Below are 19,426 nucleotides of genomic sequence, written 5' to 3' on the forward strand. Positions count from 1 at the left end.
CGCGAACTGCAACGGCTCCGCCGCACAGAAGTTCGCGGTGAGCTGAGTGGTACGCATACCGGAAGCCGGCGCCGCGGCGCGGATGGCTGGTTCTAGATAGCACTTCAAGCCGTAGCGTCACGGACATGGGGATGCACGAGGTCCGCCGTCCGGCACAGACCACGAGATGCCGGACGGCGGAATCCCTCGGCGGACAGCCGAAGACTTTCATGTCTTCCGTATGACGTACGAGCGTGCAAAGTGGGTGGGAGACGGCCGCTGAGGCGCAGTCTGCGAAATGTTGAGAACTCGTCTCAAGTGGTGAGTCTGCGGTGGCAGATCAAGGTGCAGGCGATGTCGGTGAAGGCGCGGAAGTGGTCGGCCTTGCGTTCGTAGCGGCGGTGCAGGCGTCGCCATCCGGCGAGTCAGGCCATGGTGCGTTCGATGATCCGGCGGTGGTGGCCGAGCCGTTGCGAGATCCCGATGACCTTGCGGGCGATGCGGTGCCGCGTCGACGCCCGTCGCTATCCAGCCCGCCGGCCGGCCGACCACCGGCAGATGATCGACGCGGTGCGCTGTCTCGTCGACAACAGCAACAAGGGGCGCCGGTGCTGTTGAGTTGGTAGGCCACCACCCGCACCGTGACGGGATCGGCGTGCGCGGGGTCGGTGTGCGCGTGGATGTGGGAGCGCCAGGAGCCGTCCTGCAACTGCCGGTCGACGGGCAGGACGCGGTTGGCGGGCACCCGCCACAGCCGGTCTGCGCCGATGGCGGCCCGCCGTAGTGGCGGGCCGAGGAACTCCCGGTCGGCAGGGGCGAGTTGGCCCGGTCCGATGCAGTGGGGCAGGCAGCCGACCGGGGTGACTTCGCCGGTGCGGAAGCCGGCCGGCTCGGTGTCCACGGCGAGGTGGCTGCGCACCTCGATGCGTCAGGCCATCCGCACCGGAAGGAAGCCGGACAGCCGCAGTCCCTGCCATAGGCACCCCGGGATGGCCTCAATGCCCACCGCTTAAGCGGTCGTTGCGAAAAGCACCCGCAGCGGATCGAGACCCAGCCCTGTCACCTCCGGATACGGCCCCCGTGAGCGCACGGCCAGCCCGAGCACGAAGTGCACCACCAGCCGGGTCGGCAACGGGGGGCCCACGGTGCTCCGTACGACCACACGCGGCCACCACGCGATCCACCAACCCTGGTGGATGCAGCATCTGGGGCGGGGACGGCATCCGCCGCGCCGTAGCTGTGACTCACGCCTGACCATCGTTCCACGGACAGCAATCATTGTCGAACAATCTGGGCCACGCGGGGCTTCTTCCTGGATCCCGGTACCGGTTTTTCTTGCAGACATCTTGCCGAGATGGATCGAGCGCGTTACGTTCCCATCAGTTCTTGTCCGACAATCTCGGAGATGGACGCCCAACCGAGATTGCCACCACGCGAGTTCGGCCTGCTGCGGTTTCATCCACGTTCACGTGATTCGTGGCGATCGACCGCACGTCAACACCCATCCACCGCACAGACGATGCGCCAGGCCACGCCCTCTCAAGGAGGTGTGGCCGAGGAGACGAAGATGTCGACCAACACGCGCGCTCCACAGGCGGAAGCCCTCCGCTTCGAGGACGTGACCCTGGAGTTCCCCGGCAGCCACCGACCCGCCATCACGGACGTGTCGTTCCAGATCGAGCGCGGCACATCCGTCGCCGTGATCGGTCCCAGCGGATGCGGGAAGAGCACCTTGCTGAATCTGGCCGCCGGTCTGCTCAGCCCGTCAAAGGGCGGGGTGTACTTCGGCGGTGAGCCGATCACCGCCGTCAACTCGGACGCGGCCTACGTGACCCAGCAGACCGATCTTCTGCCCTGGCTGACCGTCAAGGCAAACATCGGCCTGGCGCTGAAGTTCCGCAAGGTCCCGAAGGCGGAGCGTGAGGAACGCATCGCCCACTGGATCGGTGTCGTGGGGCTCACCGGATTCGAGGAGCACTACCCCCGGGAACTCTCCGGTGGCATGCGTAAACGCTGCGCGATCGCCCGGGCGCTGATCTACGAGCCCTCCATCGTGCTGATGGACGAGCCGTTCGGACCGCTCGACGCCATCACACGGCTGGGGCTTCAGCAGGAACTGCTCAACCTGTGGGAGGAGCAGAAGGGCACGCTCGTCTTCGTCACGCACGACCTCAACGAGGCCATCTACCTGGCCGACCAGGTGGTCGTGATGTCCGAGGGGCCGGGCACCGTCCGCCGCGTCCTGCCCGTGCCGTTCGAACGGCCCCGCACCATCGGCTCCCTCATCGAGTCGCCCGAGTTCTCGGAGCTCTACAACCATCTGTGGAGCTTGTTCAAGTCGGACACGAAGACGTCCGACGCCGCATAGCGATGCGCGAAGCGAGGTCCAACCCTTGATATCCCTTGCGGAACAGATCGATGTGCCCAGTGCGCCCGAGCGTGTCTGGGAAGTCGTCTGTGATCCCTCTGCTGTCGTCTCCTGCGTCGGCGGCGCTGAACTGGGCGACTACCACGACGACGGGTCCTTCGACGCGGTCCTGATGGTGAAGTTCGGCGGCATCCGCGTCAAATTCGCTGCCCGCGTCACCCTGGAGCTGCTGGAGGACCAGCGGGAGGGCCGGCTCACTGCACGAGGCCGCGACGGCCAGGGCGCCACCCGGTTCAGTGGCACCGCTGTTTTCGCCGTGACCGAGGACCCGGCGACGGGCGGCGCACGGGTGGCGATGAACGGTGAGGTGAACCTTTCCGGGAAGCTCGCCTCGCTGATCGAGTCGGGAGCCGGGGTCGTGGTGAAGAAGATGACCCGGGAGTTCTCGGAAGCATTCATCCAGCTCTGCGCCGGTCCTGTGCCCCTCGAGGCCGCACATCCCGCCGCCGCGGTCACCGCCTCTCCGGGACGCCCCGCCCTGTGGCAGCGGATCCGCGAACGGCTGGCCCGACTCTTCGGCCGCCGTCGCCCTGTCTCTTCCGCCCACCCGGAACGGTCCGCGTCGTCCGTCCCGTCCGCATCGTCTCAGGGAGGCCGGCCGTGACAGCCCAGCGGCTCAACAAGATCATCGCCCATCTCGAGGCAGGCCGGCATGTCTTCGCGTCGTTCTCCCCGGCCGAGCCCACCGCCGCGATCGACTTCTCCACCACTTCCTACGACGCGCTCGTCTTCGAGATGGAACACAAGCCATGGGACGTCGTCGCCCTGCGTGACACGTTCCAGTACCTGCTCAACCGGCGCCAGATCCGTGACGCCGCAGACCCGGCCCCGGCTCTCACCCCGATCGTACGGATCCCCGCCAACGGCGCCGAGAAGGCACAGTGGCACGCCAAGCAGGTCCTCGACCTCGGCGCCTTCGGTGTCGTGTGGCCGCACATCTCCACCGTCGAGGAGGCCCGCAACGCGGTCGCCGCCTGTCGCTACCCCAAGCTGCCCGGCGAGCCGCGGCACGAGCCGGCCGGGCTGCGCGGCGACAGCCCAGCAGCGGCGGCCCGCTACTGGGGCCTGACCAACCAGGAGTACTACACCCGTAGCGACGTCTGGCCGCTCGACCCGGACGGGGAGGTCCTCGTCGCCCTCATGATCGAGGACCAGCAGGGCATCGAGAACCTGCCCCGCATGCTCGACGAGGTGCCGGGCATCGGACTCGTCATCATCGGCGAGGGCGACATGAGCCAGGAACTCGGCATACCACGCCAGTACGACCACTCCCGGATGCTCGCGTGCAAGCAGCGCGTTCTGGACGCCTGTCAGGCACGCGGCGTCCCTGTGGGCCACCCGCACGTCACCGTCGACAACGTCAAGCAGGTCCTCGACGACGGCTACCGCTTCCTCATGACCGCACCCGTGCGCACGTACCCGGGCCTGGACCTGGGGCGGTCCCTCACCGGCCGCGCATGACGGCTCTTCCCCTTCCTCCTTCTGCGCCTTACCTGACGCCAACTCCGGAGTCACGCATGCTCATCGACTGTCACGGTCACTTCACCACCGCCCCTCCCGCTCTCGGACGATGGCGGGAGAAACAGATCCGCGCCTTCGAGGACTCGGACGCCCGCGTCACCCCCGACGAACTCGAGATCAGCGACGGGGACATCAGGACCGCCATCGAGCAGGGGCAGCTCAAGCTACAGAACGAACGCGGCACCGACGTCACGCTGTTCTCGCCCGGCGCCGGGAAGATGGCCCACCACTACGGCGACGAGCAGACCAGCCTGGACTGGTCCCGCGTCGCCAACGATCTGATCTCCCGGGTGTGCGGGCTGTTCCCCGGCCGCTTCGTGGGCGTCTGCCAGCTTCCCCAGTCGCCCGGTGACGCGCTGGAGGCTTCCGTCCACAACAGCGTCGCCGAACTGGAGCGCTGCGTCACCGAGTTGGGCTTCGTCGGCGCCCTGCTCAACCCGGACCCGACCGACGGCAACTGGCAGGCGCCGCCGGTCACCGACAAGGTGTACTACCCGCTGTACGAGAAGATGGTCGAGCTCGGCGTCCCGGCCATGCTGCACGTCGCGATGTCCCGCAACCCCGCCCTGCAGGGAACCTGCGCCCACTACCTGGCCGGCGACACCGCCGTGTTCATGCAGCTGTGTCAGTCGGACCTGTTCCGGGACTTCCCCGAGCTGAAGGTCATCATCCCGCACGGCGGCGGCGCCGTCCCCTATCACTGGGGCCGCTACCGGGGCGTCATGCAGGACCAGGGCCGTCCTCCGCTGGAGGAACTGGTGCTCAACAACGTCTACTTCGACACCTGCGTCTACCACACGCGCGGCATGCAGCTGCTGACGGACGTCATCCCGGCCGGCAACATCCTGTTCGCCTCCGAGATGATCGGCGCCGTCCGCGGCATCGACCCCGAGACCGGACACGCCTTTGACGACACCAAGAGCATCCTCGACTCCGTCACCGGTCTGTCCGCCGAGGACCGTCGTCTCATCGAATCCGGCAACGCACTGCGGGTGTTCCCCCGCCTGAAGAACCACAAGCACCTCGCGAACTCGGAGGCGACGGCCCGATGAAGGTCTACGAAGCCATGGCCGAGGCGTTCGTCCGGGAAGGCACCCGGGATGTCTTCGGCATGATGGGCGACGCCAACATGCACTGGATGAACGCCCTCGCCGAGCGCGGTGTGCGGCTGTTCGAGGTGCGGCACGAGGGCTCTGGCCTCGGCATGGCCGACGGCTGGGCGCGAGCGGCCGGCCGGCCCGGCGTCATCACCACGACCAGTGGCCCCGGTGTCTCCCAGCTCGCCACCTCGATGATCGTCGCGGCGCGGGCCCGCACTCCGCTGGTCGCCTTCTGCGGCGAGACCGCCTGGGGGGACAAGGCCGCTGCCCAGTACCTCGACCAGGGCCGCTTCGCCGCCGCCATCGAGTGCGCCTACCTCCACCTCGACCGCGCCGACCAGGCACAGGAGGTCGTACAGCGCGCCTTCCACCTGGCCAGGACCGAGTCCCGCCCGGTCATGATCAGCGCCCCGATGGACATCCAGACGCACGAGTTCGGCGACGCCGAGGACATGCCGTACGTGCCGTCGACCGACCTGATCGACCGGCAGCGGCCGCTGCCCGACCCCGAGCGGATCACACGCGCCGCCGACGTGGTGCAGGCCGGCAAGCGGGTCGTGATCATCGTGGGGCGCGGTGCCCGTCAGGCCGACGCCGGTGAGGGCGTGCTGCGCCTGCAGGAGCGCACCGGCGCGCTGATCGCCACCACACTGCAGGCGAAGAACTGGCTGCGCGAGCGGACCGAGCACCACGTGGGCATCTCCGGTCTGTTCGGCAACCGGGTGGCGATGGAGCTGCTGCAGGAGGCCGACTGCGTGATCGCGGTCGGGGCCAGTCTCAACCACTACACCACTGAGGCCGGTTACCTCTTCCCTGAGGCGAAGTACATCCAGATCGACTCCGCCGAACACCTGATCATGGGCAACGGCAACGCCGCCGACGTCTACGTCCGCGCCGACGCGGTGACCGCCCTGGACGCGCTGGAGCGCGAACTCGCCGACCGGTCCGTGCGGATCGAGGGCTTTCACACCGCGGGCGTGCGCAGCCGGCTGTCCGCCCGGCTGATCGACCCCGCCGAGTTCGTCCGCGACCCGGGCCTGATCGACCCGCGTGAGGCCATCACGGTGCTGGACGAGGAGCTTCCCGGCGAGATCGACCTGGTGCTCGGCAGCGGCCACCAGACGGACTTCGGGACCATGCTGTTCCAGCGCTCCCGCGAGATCGTCTCCAACTACGGAATGTTCGGCGCCATCGGCCAGGCCCCGATGCTGACCATCGGCAAGATCGTCGCGGACGCCGGGCGGCCCTCTTTCGTGGTCGAGGGCGACGCGAGTTTCCTCATGCACCTGCCGGAGTTCGAGACCGCTTGCCGCTACGGACTGCCCATGCTCGTCGTCGTCATGAACGACGAGGGCCTCGGCGCCGAATACCACAAGTCGGCGGCGAAGAACCTCGACCCCGAGCTCGCCGTCATCCCGACCCCGGAGCTGGGTCCGGTGGCCGTGGCACTGGGCGGGGCCGGCGCGACCGTGCGCACCACCGACGAACTGCGCGCGGCGCTCGCCGAGTTCGTCCGCGAACCGCGCCCGACCGTCATCGACGTCCGCATCACGCGCAAGGTGCTCAGCCCGCCCTACCGGCGCCTTTGGTACGGCGAGGACGTGTGAGCGAGCAACGAGGATCCAGGCGCGAGGAGAGCGTGACCGTGAACAGCCCATCTGCGCAAGGCGGGACGCTCGACGTCCTGCTTGGGGACTACCCGCACACGCGCGTGCTCAGGGACGGGACCATCCCCGTGGAGGGCGTGGAGTGCCGCTTCCTGTCCGCCTCCCCACTGCACTCCGCGTTCCCGCGGATGGTCGGCGGTCTGGAGTTCGACGTCTGTGAGATGCCCGTCGCCACCTATCTGATGGCCCGTGAAGCGGGCGTGCCCCTCACGCTCCTGCCGGCCGTACTGATCGGCGCAACTCACCACGGTTCGCTGACCCGGCTGCCCGAGGGCCCCGATCTGGACGTACGGCGGCTCGCGGGCCGCCGGATCGGGGTGCGCTCGTACGGCCAGACCACCGGGCTGTGGGTGCGGGGAATCCTGCGCGAGGACTACGGCGTCGAGGCGTCGGACGTCATCTGGGTCACGACCGAGGACGCGCACGTCGCCAGTTACGTCAACCCCCCGAACGTCGAACGCTCCTCGAGCGGCGGTGTCGCGGCCCTGCTGCGGGCCGGGGACGTGGACGCCGCGGTCCTCGGGCCGCGCGCCATCGGTGTTCAGGGTGTCCCGCTGGTCCCGGTGATCAAGGACGCGGAGCAGGCGGCCGCGGCGTGGATACAGCGGCACGGGACCGTGCCGGCGAACCACGTGCTGGTCGTCCGCGACGACACCCTGCGCTCCCGGCCCGACGCGGTGACCGCCCTGTTCCGGGCGCTCGCCCGGAGCATCGACCAGACCGCCGGCGAGCGGGACCTCGCCACCCCGGCGGGCCGGGCGGTCACCGCCGGCTGGAGCGACTCGCTCGCCCGCTGCCTGGAGATCGCGGCCCGCTACGCCCTGGAACAGGGCCTCGTGCGCACCCCCGTTGACCTCGCCGGCATCCAGAAGGACGCGGCGTTCCTCGAGGGATGAGGGGACCGGCAGCACACCACTACCTGAAAGGAGGGAGAGGCGATGGAAGACACGGATGACGCGGAGCTGCGGGTGCGGCCCTCGGCCCCCACCCGTGAACCGGACCTCTGGACGCCGGAACTGCTCGCCAAGGTCGACTGGCGCCGTGAGGCGGCCGACGAGCCGCTGCGCGGGGTGGTCACGTCCGACGGACTCGTCCCGAACCTCTACCCGCTGGCCGGGGCCGGGGCCGACACCACCCGGATCCGCGAGGCGACCGCGGCCTACCTGCGGGCGCTCACCCCGAACGAGCTGTACAAAGCCCGCTTCCCGATGCGGGACGTGACCTGGCGCCACTGGAACAACGGCGCACGCTACTTCCTGCGCCACGGCCTGCTTCTGGAAGAGCTGGACGACGTCAAGCGGCAGCTCGCCCTGGACGTGATCCGGGCGTCGCTCAGCGAGACCGGACACCAGCAGGTGATCGACCTGATGCGGCTCAACCTGACGATCGGTGAGATCCGCGGCGAGACCGACAAGCTCAATGAGTGGCTGTACTGGTTCAGCGTCTACGGCGACCCGCTCGGCGACGGCCCGTTCGGCTGGCAGCTCGACGGCCACCATGTGAACGTCAACTGCGCCTTGGTCGGGGACCACATGGTGCTCACGCCCACGTTCCTGGGCGCCGAGCCGGTGGTCGCCCACGGCGGGAAGTTCGCCGGGACGACCGCGTTCCGCGCCGAGGAGGCCGCGGGACAGGAGCTGTTCGCAGGACTCTCGGCGGCGCAGCGAACACGGGCGACGATCGCCGACGAGCTGCCGAACGAACTGCACGTGGGCGCCTTCCGGGACAACTGGGAGCTGGACTTCGCGGGCCTCCCGCTGAGCGAACTGACCGGTGACCAGCGCCGTGCGGCCCTTGAGCTGATCGCCCTGTACACCGACCGGGCCAACCCCAAACACGCCAAGGTCCGGATGGACGAGGTCCTGGCGCACGAGGGCGACACCTGTTTCGGGTGGGTCGGCGACCCGGACGGCGTCTTCTACTACCGCCTGCACAGCCCGGTGATCTTGGTCGAGTTCGAGCACATGGCGGGCGTGATGTACGCCAACGACCACCCGACCCGCCGCCACATCCACACCATCGTGCGCACCCCCAACGGGGGCGACTACGGCGCCGACCTGCTGCGACAGCACCACGCACGGCACCCCCACAACGGACCGAGGAGGAAATGATGAAGGTGGTTCTGGGCCGCGACGACCTGGCCGAGGCGGCCGGAGCGGCGGTCGAGGCGACCGGAACGCCGTTCGAACGGCTGGAGATCCGGCCGGTCCACAAGGCATCCCGTCCCTTCGTGAACGGCACCGGCGCCGACGTGTGCGAGCTCGCCATCGTCACCCTGCTCCAGGCGATCGCCCAGGACCGGCCCGTGCTGCTGCTGCCGATCACCGCTCTCGGCCGGGACCAGCACCAGACGCTCGTCACCATGGGCCGGCTGACGGTCCACGACATCGAGGGGCGCAGCGTCGGGGTCCGCGCCTGGAGCCAGACCACGGGCGTGTGGGTGCGCGGTTTCCTCACCGAGCAGTACGGCGTCGACCTGCGGAAGATCGACTGGCGGACCTACGAGGGCGCCCACGTCGACGGATACGAGGACCCGTCCTGGGTCACCCGCGCGCCCGACGGCGCCAAGCTGCCGGCCGAATTCCTCGACGGACGCCTCGACTTCGGGATCATGGGTAACGAACTGCCCGACGACGACCGTATCCACACCGCCATCGCCGACGCGCGCACGGTGGCCGCCGACTGGTCTGCACGCACGGGCTTCACCCCGGTCAACCATGTCGTCGGCATCAGCGAGAGCGCCGCCCGCGAGCACTCCGCCGCGATCCTTGCCGCCTACGACGCGATGCGGAAAGCGGGCGCTGCCGCCCCCACCGCCGCGATCGACCCGACCGGATTTGCTGGGCTGCGCGGCCCGGTGACCCGCGCCGCGGCCTATGCGCTGGAGCAGGAGGTCATACCGCGTCCCGTCGATTTCGACGAGCTGGTCCAGCGGACCTGCGCGGCCCTCGGCGTCCCCCCGTCCCGCCTCGGCTGAATACGCACCCAGCCGCCTCCCGCTTTCCCCGGAACCCAAGTGCGTTCCCCGCTGCGGAACGCCACAGAAAGGCAGGACATGGAGAAGCTCTCGACCGTCCTCGGTGACTACCCCCACGTGCGAACTCTGCTGGACAACACCACCACCGTGGCCGGTCACCTCATTGAGGAAGTACAGGTCAGGCCGGTCATCGGCGCCTACCGCCGGATGATCCGCGACCTGGAGTTCGACGTGTGCGAACTGGCGCCGGTGTCCTACCTGATGGCCCGTCAGGCCGGCGTCCCCCTCACCGCGATCCCGGTCTTCCTCAACCGCCGCTTCCACCACGGCGACATCCAGTGCGGCACTCACTCCGGCCTCCGGGCGCCGCGCGACCTCGAGGGCCGCCGGGTGGGCGTACGCGCCTACTCGGTGAGCACCGGGGTGTGGGCGCGCGGTGTCCTCACTACGGAGTACAACGTCGACATAGACCGGATCACCTGGGTGGTGGACGACGACGACCACGTCGCGGGCCGCGTGCCGGCCAACGTGGAACGCGTCACCGACGGCCGCTCACTCGGCGAGCTGCTCCGCGTCGGCGAGATCGACGCCGCGTTCACCGGCAACGCCGGCACCGGACGGGCAGGCGCCCCACGCAGCGGCTGGACCGCCACAGCCGAGCCGCAGGCGAACGACGGCGACGCCCCCTACCCGCTGTTCCCCGAGGCCGATGTCCTGGCCGGCGACCACTACCTGCGCACCGGTGTCTACCCGTTGCACTCCCTGATCGCCCTGCGCAGCGACCTGGTCGCCGCCAACCCCTCGCTGCCCACCGCGCTGTACGCGGCATTCGCCGAGGCCAAGCGGCAGCAGGTGGCCGCCGACCCGGACTGGACGGCGCTGCCGCGCTTCGCCCGGCAGGCATCGCTGATCGGCGGCGACCCCGTGCCCTACGGCGTCACCGCCAACGAGCCGAGCCTCACCGCCCTCGTGCGCTACTCACGCGAGCAGGGCCTCTTGGACGCCGGTTTCCCCGACGACACGCGCGCGCTGTTCGCCGACGGCGACTACCCCGACGCCTGACAGGAGCCACACACATGGACATCATCGACACGCACTGCCACGTCATCGCGGAGGACGAGGATCGCTACCCGCGGTCGCCCATCGGCGGGAAGGCATCCGCCTGGGCCACCTCCCGACCCGTGACCACCGAGGACATGCTCGCCCGCATGGACGAGGCAGGCATCCGGCAGTCCGTCCTGGTCCAGGCCACCACCGCCTACGGTTACGACAACTCCTACGTCCGTGACAGCCGCGCCGCCCACCCTGATCGCCTTATCGCGGTCGGCACCTTCGACCCGCTGGCGCCCGAGGCCCCGGCACGTCTCGCCTCGGCCGTCCAGGCGCAAGGCCTGGCGGGGGTACGGCTGTTCACCAGCGGCAGCACCGTCCCCGTCCAGGGCGAATGGTTCGCCGCACCCGAGGCGTATCCGTTCTGGCAAGCCGCCGCCGAACTGGACGTGACCGTCTGCCTTCAGATGCGGCTCGGTCCGGCCACCCGGCAGCTCGTGGACCTGCTGCAGCGGTTTCCCACCGTCCGGGTGTTCCTGGACCACATTGGATACCCCGACATCGCGGCCGGCCCGGCCCGCGCCGGCAAAGAGGTCGCCGAGCTGGCCGACCACCCGGGCCTGCACCTGAAGCTCACCCACCGCAATCTCGAACCGCTGCACGCGGTGGGGGAGGAAGCGATCGAGTTCCTCACGCCCCTGATCGACTCCTTCGGCGCCGAGCGCATCGCCTGGGGGTCGAATCTTCCCGCGGCCGATCAGTCCATGACAGAGCTCGTCGACCTGGCACGCACCGTGCTGGCACCGCTGCCCGAGGCGGCACAGGAAGCGATCTTCGCCGGCACGGCCCGACGCCTGTACGCGTCCCTGGGCCGGCGCGGGAGCTGAACTGCCATGAGATCAGTCAGGGTTCCCGCCTCGGTTCTCACCCCCACGGAAGGCAAAGACGGTCATGGTGGACAGCGACAGCCCAGGCGCCGAGTCCGGGACGAAGGCGCCGGGCACCCGCCACAGCCAGGCCTACGGGGGCCTTCGTTCCCTGCTGCTGTCGGGAAGCATGGAGCCCGGCACACGGCTGACCGAGGCGGACCTGACCCGGATGTTCAACGTGTCGCGGAGCACCATGCGATCCGTTCTGGTGCGGCTGACGCAGGAGGGCTACGTCACCAGCGAGGTCAATCGCGGGGTGCGCACACGCAGCTTCTCCGTGGAGGAGGCGGCGGACATCCTGGAGGCTCGCGAGACGCTGGAGTCCGCTCTGGCCGGCAAAGCGGCGGAGCGGGCCACCGCCGAGGAGATCGCGGACATGCGCCGCACCCTCGACGAGATGCAGGAGGCGAAGTCCCGAGGCGATCAGGACGCCTACTCCAGGTGCAACCGCAGCTTCCACCAGCAGATCAAGTACGCCGCGCACCAGACGACTCTGGCCCGCGCCTACGACACGCTGCTCTACCCGTTGGTGATGCGCCAGTACCGCAATCTCTCCGCCCAGCACCCGAGGTCCGGATCGTTGGAGGAGCATCAGGCGATCTTCCTCGCCATCGTCACGCGCAATGCCGACGCGGCGACCGCGGCGATGCGTCATCACGTCGGCTCCGCCCGCAGGGCGCTGCTGCTGGACAAGTCCCCGGCCCCGTCAATCACCTGACGGCCCGCCGGGGCGGGAAGGACCCCATGCGCCGCACTGTGGCCACCCAGGCGGGGGCCGTCGAAGGCATACCGTGCCGTGACCGCTCCGTCACTGTCTTCCGCGGTATCCCCTTCGCCGCCCCGCCCGTCGGTGACCTGCGCTGGCGACCGCCCGAACAGCCCACGCACTGGGAAGGGGTCCGGCGGGCGGACCGGTTCGGCCCCATGTGTCCGCAGGCACCGACCGACGCGGCCGCAACCGGAGTCGACGTGCCGATGAGCGAGGACTGCCTGTACCTGAACGTCTGGACCAAAGCTGCAGCCTCCACGGATCGGCGCCCGGTCCTCGTATGGATCTACGGCGGCGGCTTTCGCGAGGGCACAGGGGCACATCCCCGCTACGACGGCGAGCATCTGGCCCGCCAGGACGTCGTCGTGGTCACCTTCAACTACCGGCTCGGCGCCTTCGGCTTCCTCGCCACACCCGAGCTTAGCGACGAATCCGGCACCGGCTCCTCCGGCAACTACGGACTGCTCGACTGCATTGCCGCCCTGCGCTGGGTGCACGACAACATCACGCACTTCGGCGGCGACCCGGACCGCGTCACCATCGCCGGCCAGTCCGCAGGCGCCGGCATGGTCAACTTCCTGGCCATGTCCCCGCTCGCCAAGGGCCTGTTCCACCGCGCCATCGCGCAAAGCCACGCACGATACGCACGCGACCCCGAACTCCGCTACCTGGGTACCTCCTACCGCCTTCCCGCCGACGCGGAGAGGGCGGGGGACCGCTACGCACGGGTGCACGGTGCCCGGACGATCCAGGAGCTGCGGGCACTTCACTGGCGCAAACTCGTCGACGGTCACCATCCGCTCGACACGGTGATCGACACCGGTGGCACGGCGGGGCCACCCCTGTTCCGCCCTGTCGTCGACGGGTGGGCGATCCGCGCCGGCTACGACGAGACATATGCCAAGGGATCCCAGAACGACATCGATTACCTCACCGGGAACAACCTCGACGAGAGCGGCGCCGTGCCCGAGGCGATGGTCACCGCCCTGCGCGCCGAACGCCAGACCCCCCGGCCCGGCGCGCCTCCCATCCATCTGACGCTGGAACAGCATCGCGCGGCAGCACAACAAAAGTTCGGCCCACTCGCCGAGGAATTTCTGCGGCTGTACCCGGCCGGCACCGACGACGAGGCGGCCCGAGCCAGCAGCCGAGCCGCACGTGACAACTCCCGCATCTCTACCTACCTGTGGGGCATGGACTGGAGCCGCCACACCACCCGCACCCTGCACACGTACTTCTGGACCCACCGTGCTCCAGTCACGGGCTCAACTCTGCGGCGTGCCTCCCACGGCTCCGAGATCGACTACGTCTTCCGCAACCCCGCCGGGGGCACCGCATCGTGGACCGAGGAGGACCACGAGATCGCGCGAATCCTCTCCTCCTACTGGACCAACTTCGCCGCCACCGGCGACCCGAACGGCACCGGCCTGCCCCACTGGCCGGGCTTCTCGCCGGGTGCCGGCTCCGTCATGGAGATCGGCGCGCACTTCCGGCCCATACCTGTCTCGGATTCGACACACCTCGACTTCTGGATCCGGTTCTTCTCCACTCAACAAGCCTGGTGAACAAAGGAGTTCCCCATGAGAAACCACACAGGCATACGCTCCCTCGCACTGGCCTCGACCGCGGTCCTCGGCGCAGCACTGCTGACCGCCTGCGGTGACAACGGCTCTGCCTCGGTCGGCGCGGACGGCAAGACCACTGTCAACGTGGGCGTGAGCGGCAACGTCTTCGATCTGTCCATCCGCCTGGCGGAAGAGAACGGGTACTTCGACAAGCAGAACATCAAGATCAAGTACGTGACGCTCACCGCGGCGACGGGCACCTCGGCCCTGCAGTCGGACTCAGTGCAGTTCCTCAACTCCAGCCCGACCGGCTTCCTGACCGCTCTCTCCAAGGGTCTCCCGGACATCTCGGTCGCCACGAACGGCGGCGGCAACCCACTCGGCATCGTCGTCAGCGACGACTTCGCCAAGAAGCACCACCTGACCGCCGACACCCCGGCCGACCAGGTGGCCAAGGCCCTGGCCGACTCGACAGCCGGCGCCAGCTCCGCCAACACCAAGGCGGAGGCCGGCATCTTCCTCAAGGCGCACGATGTCAACCCGGACAAGCTGAAGTGGGTCTCGCTGCCGAACCCCGCCGCCGACAAGGCCGCCCTCGTCAAGGGCGAGGTCGACTGGTTCATCACCTCCGAGCCCATTCCGCTGCAGGTCCAGCAGGCGGGTGACGGTGTCGTGGTCGCTGACCCGACCACGGTGCCGCAGTGGAGCTACGACCAGGCCGGCTACGGCCAGGTCGTCGTGGCCAAGAAGAGCTACGCGAAGTCCAACGCCACCACCGTGAAGGGATTCGCCACCGCCGTCCAGCAGGCCACCGCCTACCTCAGCACCCACTCCGCCACCGACGCGAAGATACTCGCCGCAGCGCGTAAGACCCTGCCGAGCGTGCCCGACAGCGTGCTGAGCTCCTCCGTCACCCAGGTCGCCTGGCCCAAGAGCGCCAAGCAGGACGCGGACGGATGGAAGAAGACCCTCGCCTTCGTCAAGGACGGAATCGGCGCGGTCCCCGACGCGAGCGTGTCCGCCGACGACTGGACCAACACCTACCTGCCGTGACACGGCCGACCCCACCCGGAAGAGAGCAGACCATGGCAACCGTCACCGACAAGGCCGTGACCAAGCCCGCCCCCGGCATCGCGCCCCGGTCCACCGGAAAAGCGCGTGCCCGCCTGCAGAGCACCACCGCCATCATCGCCCTGCGCATCCTGGTGATCCTGGTCGCCATCGTCCTCTGGCAGGTCATGAGCGGCCCCGTCGTCCCCGAGTACGCGGTCAGCAAGCCCACCGACGTGTACGACGCACTCACCAAGATGCTCGGCTCGGCCTCCGGATGGACCGACATCAAGGTCACCGCCATCGAAGTGCTGGCCGGGTTCGGACTCGGCGTGCTCGCCGGGACGGTGATGGGTCTGGTACTGGGCTCCTTCCCGCTCCTGGGCCGGGTCCTCGAACCGCTCGTCGCAGCCCTCAACGGCATCCCGAAGATCGCACTCGCGCCACTGTTCCTGCTGTTCTTCGGCATCGGCTCCTGGTCGAAGATCACCATCGCCATGACCGGAGTCGCCTTCGTCGTCTTCTACAACGTCTACCTCGGCCTGCGACTGAGGGAACGCGAACTCGTCGAGGTCGTCCAGGTGATGGGCGGGCGCAGGCACCACGTCCTGGGCTATGTCACGATCCCGACGCTCGCCGCCCCCTTCTTCGCCGCACTCAAGACGGGCGGACCGCTCGCCATCCTCGGCGTCATCGGCGGTGAATTCATCGCCTCCTCCGAAGGCGTGGGCCACGAACTGTTCACCGCGGCCCAAAACCTGGACGCGGCGGCCGAGTTCGCCGGCCTGATCGTCCTGGTCGTCATGACACTCGCCCTCAACGGCGTACTGACCGCCCTCGACGCGTACGCGCTCAAGCGCCTCGGGCTCGCGGCCCGCCGCCGGCCACGGCCCAAGGCCTGAAACACCCACACCCTTGCTCACGACAAAGGCGTGCCTCAATGAACGATTTTCCTCAACCTCCCTACGCCTCGCGCGACGGACGGCCGTCCCGAAGAACCCTGCTGGCCGCGATGACCGCGTCGGCCGCAATGGCCGCGCCGCTGCTCGCCGGCACCCCGGCCGGCGCCGCCCCGAACCAGCCGACTGACCTGCTCTACATCGGCACCTGGGGGCAGGGCCAGGTCTACGCGGTGGGGTTCAACCCCGACGACGGGACCATGACGTCACTCGGGTCCGTGGCCCAGGTCAGCTCCAACTGGGTCACGACTCACCCCACGCGCCCGATCCTCTACGTCGCCGGCAGCGAGCAGGGCGGATACATCCGCACCTTCCGCATCGACGACACCTCGGGAGGGCTTCAGCAACTCGACGAGATCGAGACGGAACCCGTCCCGACCGGCAGCGGCGGGCTGTCGTACATCGGACTGACCACGAATGCGGACACGCTGCTGGTGGCCGACTTCGCGGCCGGCTCCGCGGCGACCGTGCCGGTCCACCCGGACGGCAGCCTCGGTGCCGTGGCCTCCCTCGTGCAGGACACCGGCTCCGGGCCCAGTCCACGCCAGCTGGGCCCGCACCCCCACTACGTGGTCGTCGACCCGAGCCGCAGGTATGCGCTGGTCGCGGACTTCGGCGCGGACCGGGTGTTCGTCTACGACTACGACCCGGCTACGCACCGGATGTCCGTCGGCACGCCCGACGGCCCCGGCTCCTTCGCGACGGCACCGGGATCGGGCCCACGGCGACTGGCCTTCCACCCGAATGGACGGACGGCCTACCTGCTGAACGAACTGACCGCGGACATCCAGGTCCTGCGATGGGACGCGAGGCACGGAGAACTGACAAGCCGCCAGACCTTGTCGACCAATTCCGTTGACCACACCGGAGCCACGAGCGCCGCCGAACTGGCCATCAGCTGCGACGGCCGCCACGTCTACACCTCCAACCGTGGCGAGAACGCCCTGGTCGTCTTCGCCACCGACCCGGCAACGGACCTGCTCACCGAGATCCAGCGCATCCCGTGCGCCGGCGTCACGCCATGGAGCTTCGCCCTGCACCCCAGCGGGCGTTGGCTGTTTGTCGCGAACGAGGCGAGCGGCACCGTAAATCTCTTCCAAGTCGACCGGAAATCGGGGCATCTCACCGACACGGGTACGTCCGTGGCCGTCCCCTACCCGGACTGCATCGCCTTCCGTACCCGGACCGGCACACGAGGTTCCGCACATTCGTGATCAGCAGCCGCCGGGTGCAGTAGGACACCCCACCGCACCCGGCTTGGCGCTGTCCACCCGCTGGCCCCTGACGGCTTCACCACGGCCCGCCCAAGGCATGGCCGGACGGACCCCGGTGATCATGCAAGTCGCGTTTTCGAGAGATGCTGAGTGAGTCTTGGGAAGCCCGACCGGGGCCTCCCGAGTTGTCGCGTGAAACGGCCTTGTGTTCCCACCCTCGAAGGAACACAAGGCCGTCGTCGTAGGCCGCTAGGAGAGCACGCTCTGGGGGAGATAGAGCGGCATGGAATCCTCCCACTGGCTGTCGGTCAGCAACTGCTTGCCGGAGCCGTCCGCGTTCATGGCCATGATCTGGCCGTAGGGCTGGAAGGTGTTGTCGTACAGCGCCGCTTCTTCCCGGAAGCCGTACATGCCGCTGTTGTAGAGGATGCGGCCGTCGTAGTTCCACACGGCGTGCCCGTCGTTCGCGCCACTGCTGGTCAGGACCCGCAGGTTGCTGCCGTCGGGCTGGATGGTGCACACGTCGAAGTTCGTCGCACTGGTCTTGCGGGTGAAAAGGATCAGCTTGCCGTCGGGGGACCAGTCGGGCAAGTTATCGGATCCGGTGGTGAGCACGGTGGTCGTCCTCGTGGTGAGATCGAGGATGCGCAGGCCGTTCTCCTGGCCCCACACGCGGTAGACGATCTTGTTCCCGTCGGCCGAGTAGCTCGGGAAGCCGGCGTTGGTGGAGTCGTCGGTCAGGGCCTCCGCACCGGTGCCGTCGCTGCGTACTCGCCAGATTGCGGCTGTCATGGTGGCGCGTTCCTGGAACCAGCCGCCCAGACCGAAGGCGAGCCAAGCGCCGTCGGGTGACCAAGCGGGCCGGAAGGCGCCGGCCAGCCCCTGGGCAAGCAGTGTCGGGTCGAGGCCACTGTTGGCGGTGTTGAAGACGACCTTGACGTCGGAGCCGTCCGGATTCAGGGTGACGATCGAGGAGTTGGCGAGGCCGGTCTGCTTCTCCGTTATCGCGAGGCGGCCTTGCTGCGACAGGACGGGGAACACGTCGCAGAAGCGGTAGTCCCAGTCCGAATCCCAGCTGTAGAGCGTCTCGTCGACCGTACGGTTGGTGAATCCCTGCTTCTCGTAGATCACCGACTTGCCGTCCGGCGACCAGACCGGTGAGCGCAGCGACCGTTTCACGGGGGCCCTGCCCGATGTGTAGGCGAGGCCCTCGTCGGCTCCGCCCTTGACCAGGTAGCCGATCTCGGTGCTGGTCACGTACTGCGGCGAGACCTTCAGGTTGGGCCCGGAGGTGTGCTCGACGCGGTCGGTGCCGGTCGCGACGTCGACCGAGACGATCTGGGACTCGACGACCCCGATGTCCTCCGGGCGGTGGGCGCCCCAGGTTCCTTCGGTGGTGATCTCGTAGTAGACGATCCGCCGGCCGTCCGGCGACCACTTCGGCGAACCCAGGCAGTATCCGGGCTTGGTCGCCAACTGGCGGAAACCGCTGCCGTCAGGCCGGATGAGGTAGATGCTCAGTTCCTGGGTGTGCTCCCAGCCCTTGCCGTTGTCGTGACCTCGCCAGGACGTGTTGCGGTCGCTGGAGAAGGCGATCCACTGCCCGTCGGGCGACCAGACCGGCCGGAAATGGCCGTCGGGGCTGCTGGGATCACCTGCGAGTGCGGCGGTCCCGGTCAGGTTGGTCAGTGCGCCGGTCTTCATGTTCCTCAGCCAGATGCGGGACAGATGGTCCGCCGAGCGCGTGGAGGCGAAGGCCAGCGTGTTCTTGTCCGGTGACAGGGAGGCGCTGTCGTTCACCGCGGACCCGGTCACCAGCGGCTGGATGCCCACCAGTTGGCCGGATCCGTTCAGGCTTCCCCAGTAGATGTTGGAGTTGCCGTCGCCCGTCCGTTCCGAGGTGAAGTACACCGTCTTGCCGTCGGGGGAGTAGTTGGCGTGGCGGTCGTATGCCGCACTCGTGCTGTCGAGCAGCGGGCGTTCGTTGGACCCGTCGATGTTGGCGATGTACAGGGTCGATGACGAGGGCCCGATGCGGTTCATCAGCATCACGCCCTTCTTGCCGGAGCCGGCAGCTGCGACGGCGAAGGAGCTGGGCAGCACCGCGGTGGCTGCGGCTGTGCCAACGGCTACGCCGGCTGCGAGGAATGATCTGCGGTTGAGCTGAGGTGACATCGGAGTATCAGGTCCCTTCGCCATCGGTGGACACGCATGCGCA

General features: G+C 68.6%; 16 protein-coding genes and 1 pseudogene. 15 read left to right on the top strand and 2 right to left on the bottom strand.

The features are described 5' to 3' along the window. Positions 1–293: 293 nt before the first annotated feature. Positions 294–485, bottom strand: a pseudogene (locus tag JYK17_RS40770) (IS5/IS1182 family transposase); the annotation flags it as partial. Between the two features lie 1,061 nt (positions 486–1,546). Here JYK17_RS40770 and JYK17_RS29385 point away from each other — a divergent pair. From JYK17_RS29385 to JYK17_RS29455, 15 genes are all read left to right on the top strand, one after another. Continuing rightward, positions 1,547–2,347, top strand: coding sequence for an ABC transporter ATP-binding protein (locus JYK17_RS29385; RefSeq protein ID WP_222811543.1), 801 nt, complete (start codon positions 1,547–1,549; stop codon positions 2,345–2,347). Positions 2,348–2,372: 25 nt separating this feature from the next. Further along, positions 2,373–3,011 carry an SRPBCC family protein gene (locus JYK17_RS29390; protein WP_222811544.1) on the top strand — a complete coding sequence of 213 codons (639 nt, stop codon included), beginning with the start codon at positions 2,373–2,375 and terminating at the stop codon, positions 3,009–3,011. Continuing rightward, on the top strand, positions 3,008–3,868 hold the full coding sequence (locus JYK17_RS29395; RefSeq protein ID WP_108015247.1) for an HpcH/HpaI aldolase family protein: 861 nt from the start codon (positions 3,008–3,010) through the stop codon (positions 3,866–3,868). Before JYK17_RS29390 ends, JYK17_RS29395 begins: the two co-directional genes overlap by 4 nt. A 56-nt stretch (positions 3,869–3,924) precedes the next feature. Next, positions 3,925–4,980: an amidohydrolase family protein gene (locus JYK17_RS29400; RefSeq protein ID WP_108015248.1), complete on the top strand. Its 1,056-nt coding sequence runs from the start codon at positions 3,925–3,927 to the stop codon at positions 4,978–4,980. After that, entirely contained in the window at positions 4,977–6,635 is a 1,659-nt protein-coding gene (locus JYK17_RS29405; protein ID WP_108015249.1) for a thiamine pyrophosphate-binding protein, read from the top strand. The genes JYK17_RS29400 and JYK17_RS29405 overlap by 4 nt, the downstream gene beginning before the upstream one ends. 38 nt (positions 6,636–6,673) lie before the next feature. Next, positions 6,674–7,591 carry a substrate-binding domain-containing protein gene (locus JYK17_RS29410; protein ID WP_146191753.1) on the top strand — a complete coding sequence of 306 codons (918 nt, stop codon included), beginning with the start codon at positions 6,674–6,676 and terminating at the stop codon, positions 7,589–7,591. Positions 7,592–7,633: 42 nt separating this feature from the next. Beyond that, on the top strand, positions 7,634–8,806 hold the full coding sequence (locus JYK17_RS29415; RefSeq protein WP_108015251.1) for a DUF3500 domain-containing protein: 1,173 nt from the start codon (positions 7,634–7,636) through the stop codon (positions 8,804–8,806). Continuing rightward, positions 8,803–9,672, top strand: a complete 870-nt coding sequence (locus tag JYK17_RS29420) for a hypothetical protein (protein ID WP_234548383.1) — start codon at positions 8,803–8,805, stop codon at positions 9,670–9,672. Before JYK17_RS29415 ends, JYK17_RS29420 begins: the two co-directional genes overlap by 4 nt. Before the next feature lie 78 nt (positions 9,673–9,750). Further along, a complete protein-coding gene (locus JYK17_RS29425) occupies positions 9,751–10,734 on the top strand; it encodes a substrate-binding domain-containing protein (protein WP_108015253.1) in 984 nt (327 codons plus the stop codon). Between the two features lie 14 nt (positions 10,735–10,748). Then, positions 10,749–11,609 carry an amidohydrolase family protein gene (locus JYK17_RS29430; RefSeq protein WP_108015254.1) on the top strand — a complete coding sequence of 287 codons (861 nt, stop codon included), beginning with the start codon at positions 10,749–10,751 and terminating at the stop codon, positions 11,607–11,609. A 64-nt stretch (positions 11,610–11,673) separates the two neighbouring features. After that, positions 11,674–12,369 (top strand): GntR family transcriptional regulator, encoded by a 696-nt coding sequence (locus tag JYK17_RS29435; RefSeq protein WP_108015255.1) that lies wholly within the window; start codon positions 11,674–11,676, stop codon positions 12,367–12,369. A gap of 26 nt (positions 12,370–12,395) precedes the next feature. Next, complete coding sequence (locus JYK17_RS29440; protein WP_222811545.1) at positions 12,396–13,985, top strand: carboxylesterase/lipase family protein; 1,590 nt, start codon at positions 12,396–12,398, stop codon at positions 13,983–13,985. 15 nt (positions 13,986–14,000) lie between these two features. Beyond that, complete coding sequence (locus tag JYK17_RS29445; protein ID WP_222811546.1) at positions 14,001–15,038, top strand: ABC transporter substrate-binding protein; 1,038 nt, start codon at positions 14,001–14,003, stop codon at positions 15,036–15,038. A gap of 32 nt (positions 15,039–15,070) precedes the next feature. Further along, positions 15,071–15,937 (top strand): ABC transporter permease, encoded by an 867-nt coding sequence (locus JYK17_RS29450; RefSeq protein WP_234548384.1) that lies wholly within the window; start codon positions 15,071–15,073, stop codon positions 15,935–15,937. Between the two features lie 38 nt (positions 15,938–15,975). Further along, positions 15,976–17,208, top strand: coding sequence for a lactonase family protein (locus JYK17_RS29455; protein ID WP_234548385.1), 1,233 nt, complete (start codon positions 15,976–15,978; stop codon positions 17,206–17,208). Between the two features lie 249 nt (positions 17,209–17,457). Here JYK17_RS29455 and JYK17_RS29460 read toward each other — a convergent pair whose 3' ends face one another. Continuing rightward, the gene (locus JYK17_RS29460; RefSeq protein WP_234548386.1) at positions 17,458–19,311 is read right to left on the bottom strand and encodes a hypothetical protein; all 1,854 of its coding nucleotides are present in this window, start codon (positions 19,309–19,311) and stop codon (positions 17,458–17,460) included. Positions 19,312–19,426: the final 115 nt, after the last annotated feature.

The organism is Streptomyces plumbidurans, from assembly GCF_019857225.1.
Lineage (GTDB): Bacteria > Actinomycetota > Actinomycetes > Streptomycetales > Streptomycetaceae > Streptomyces > Streptomyces plumbidurans.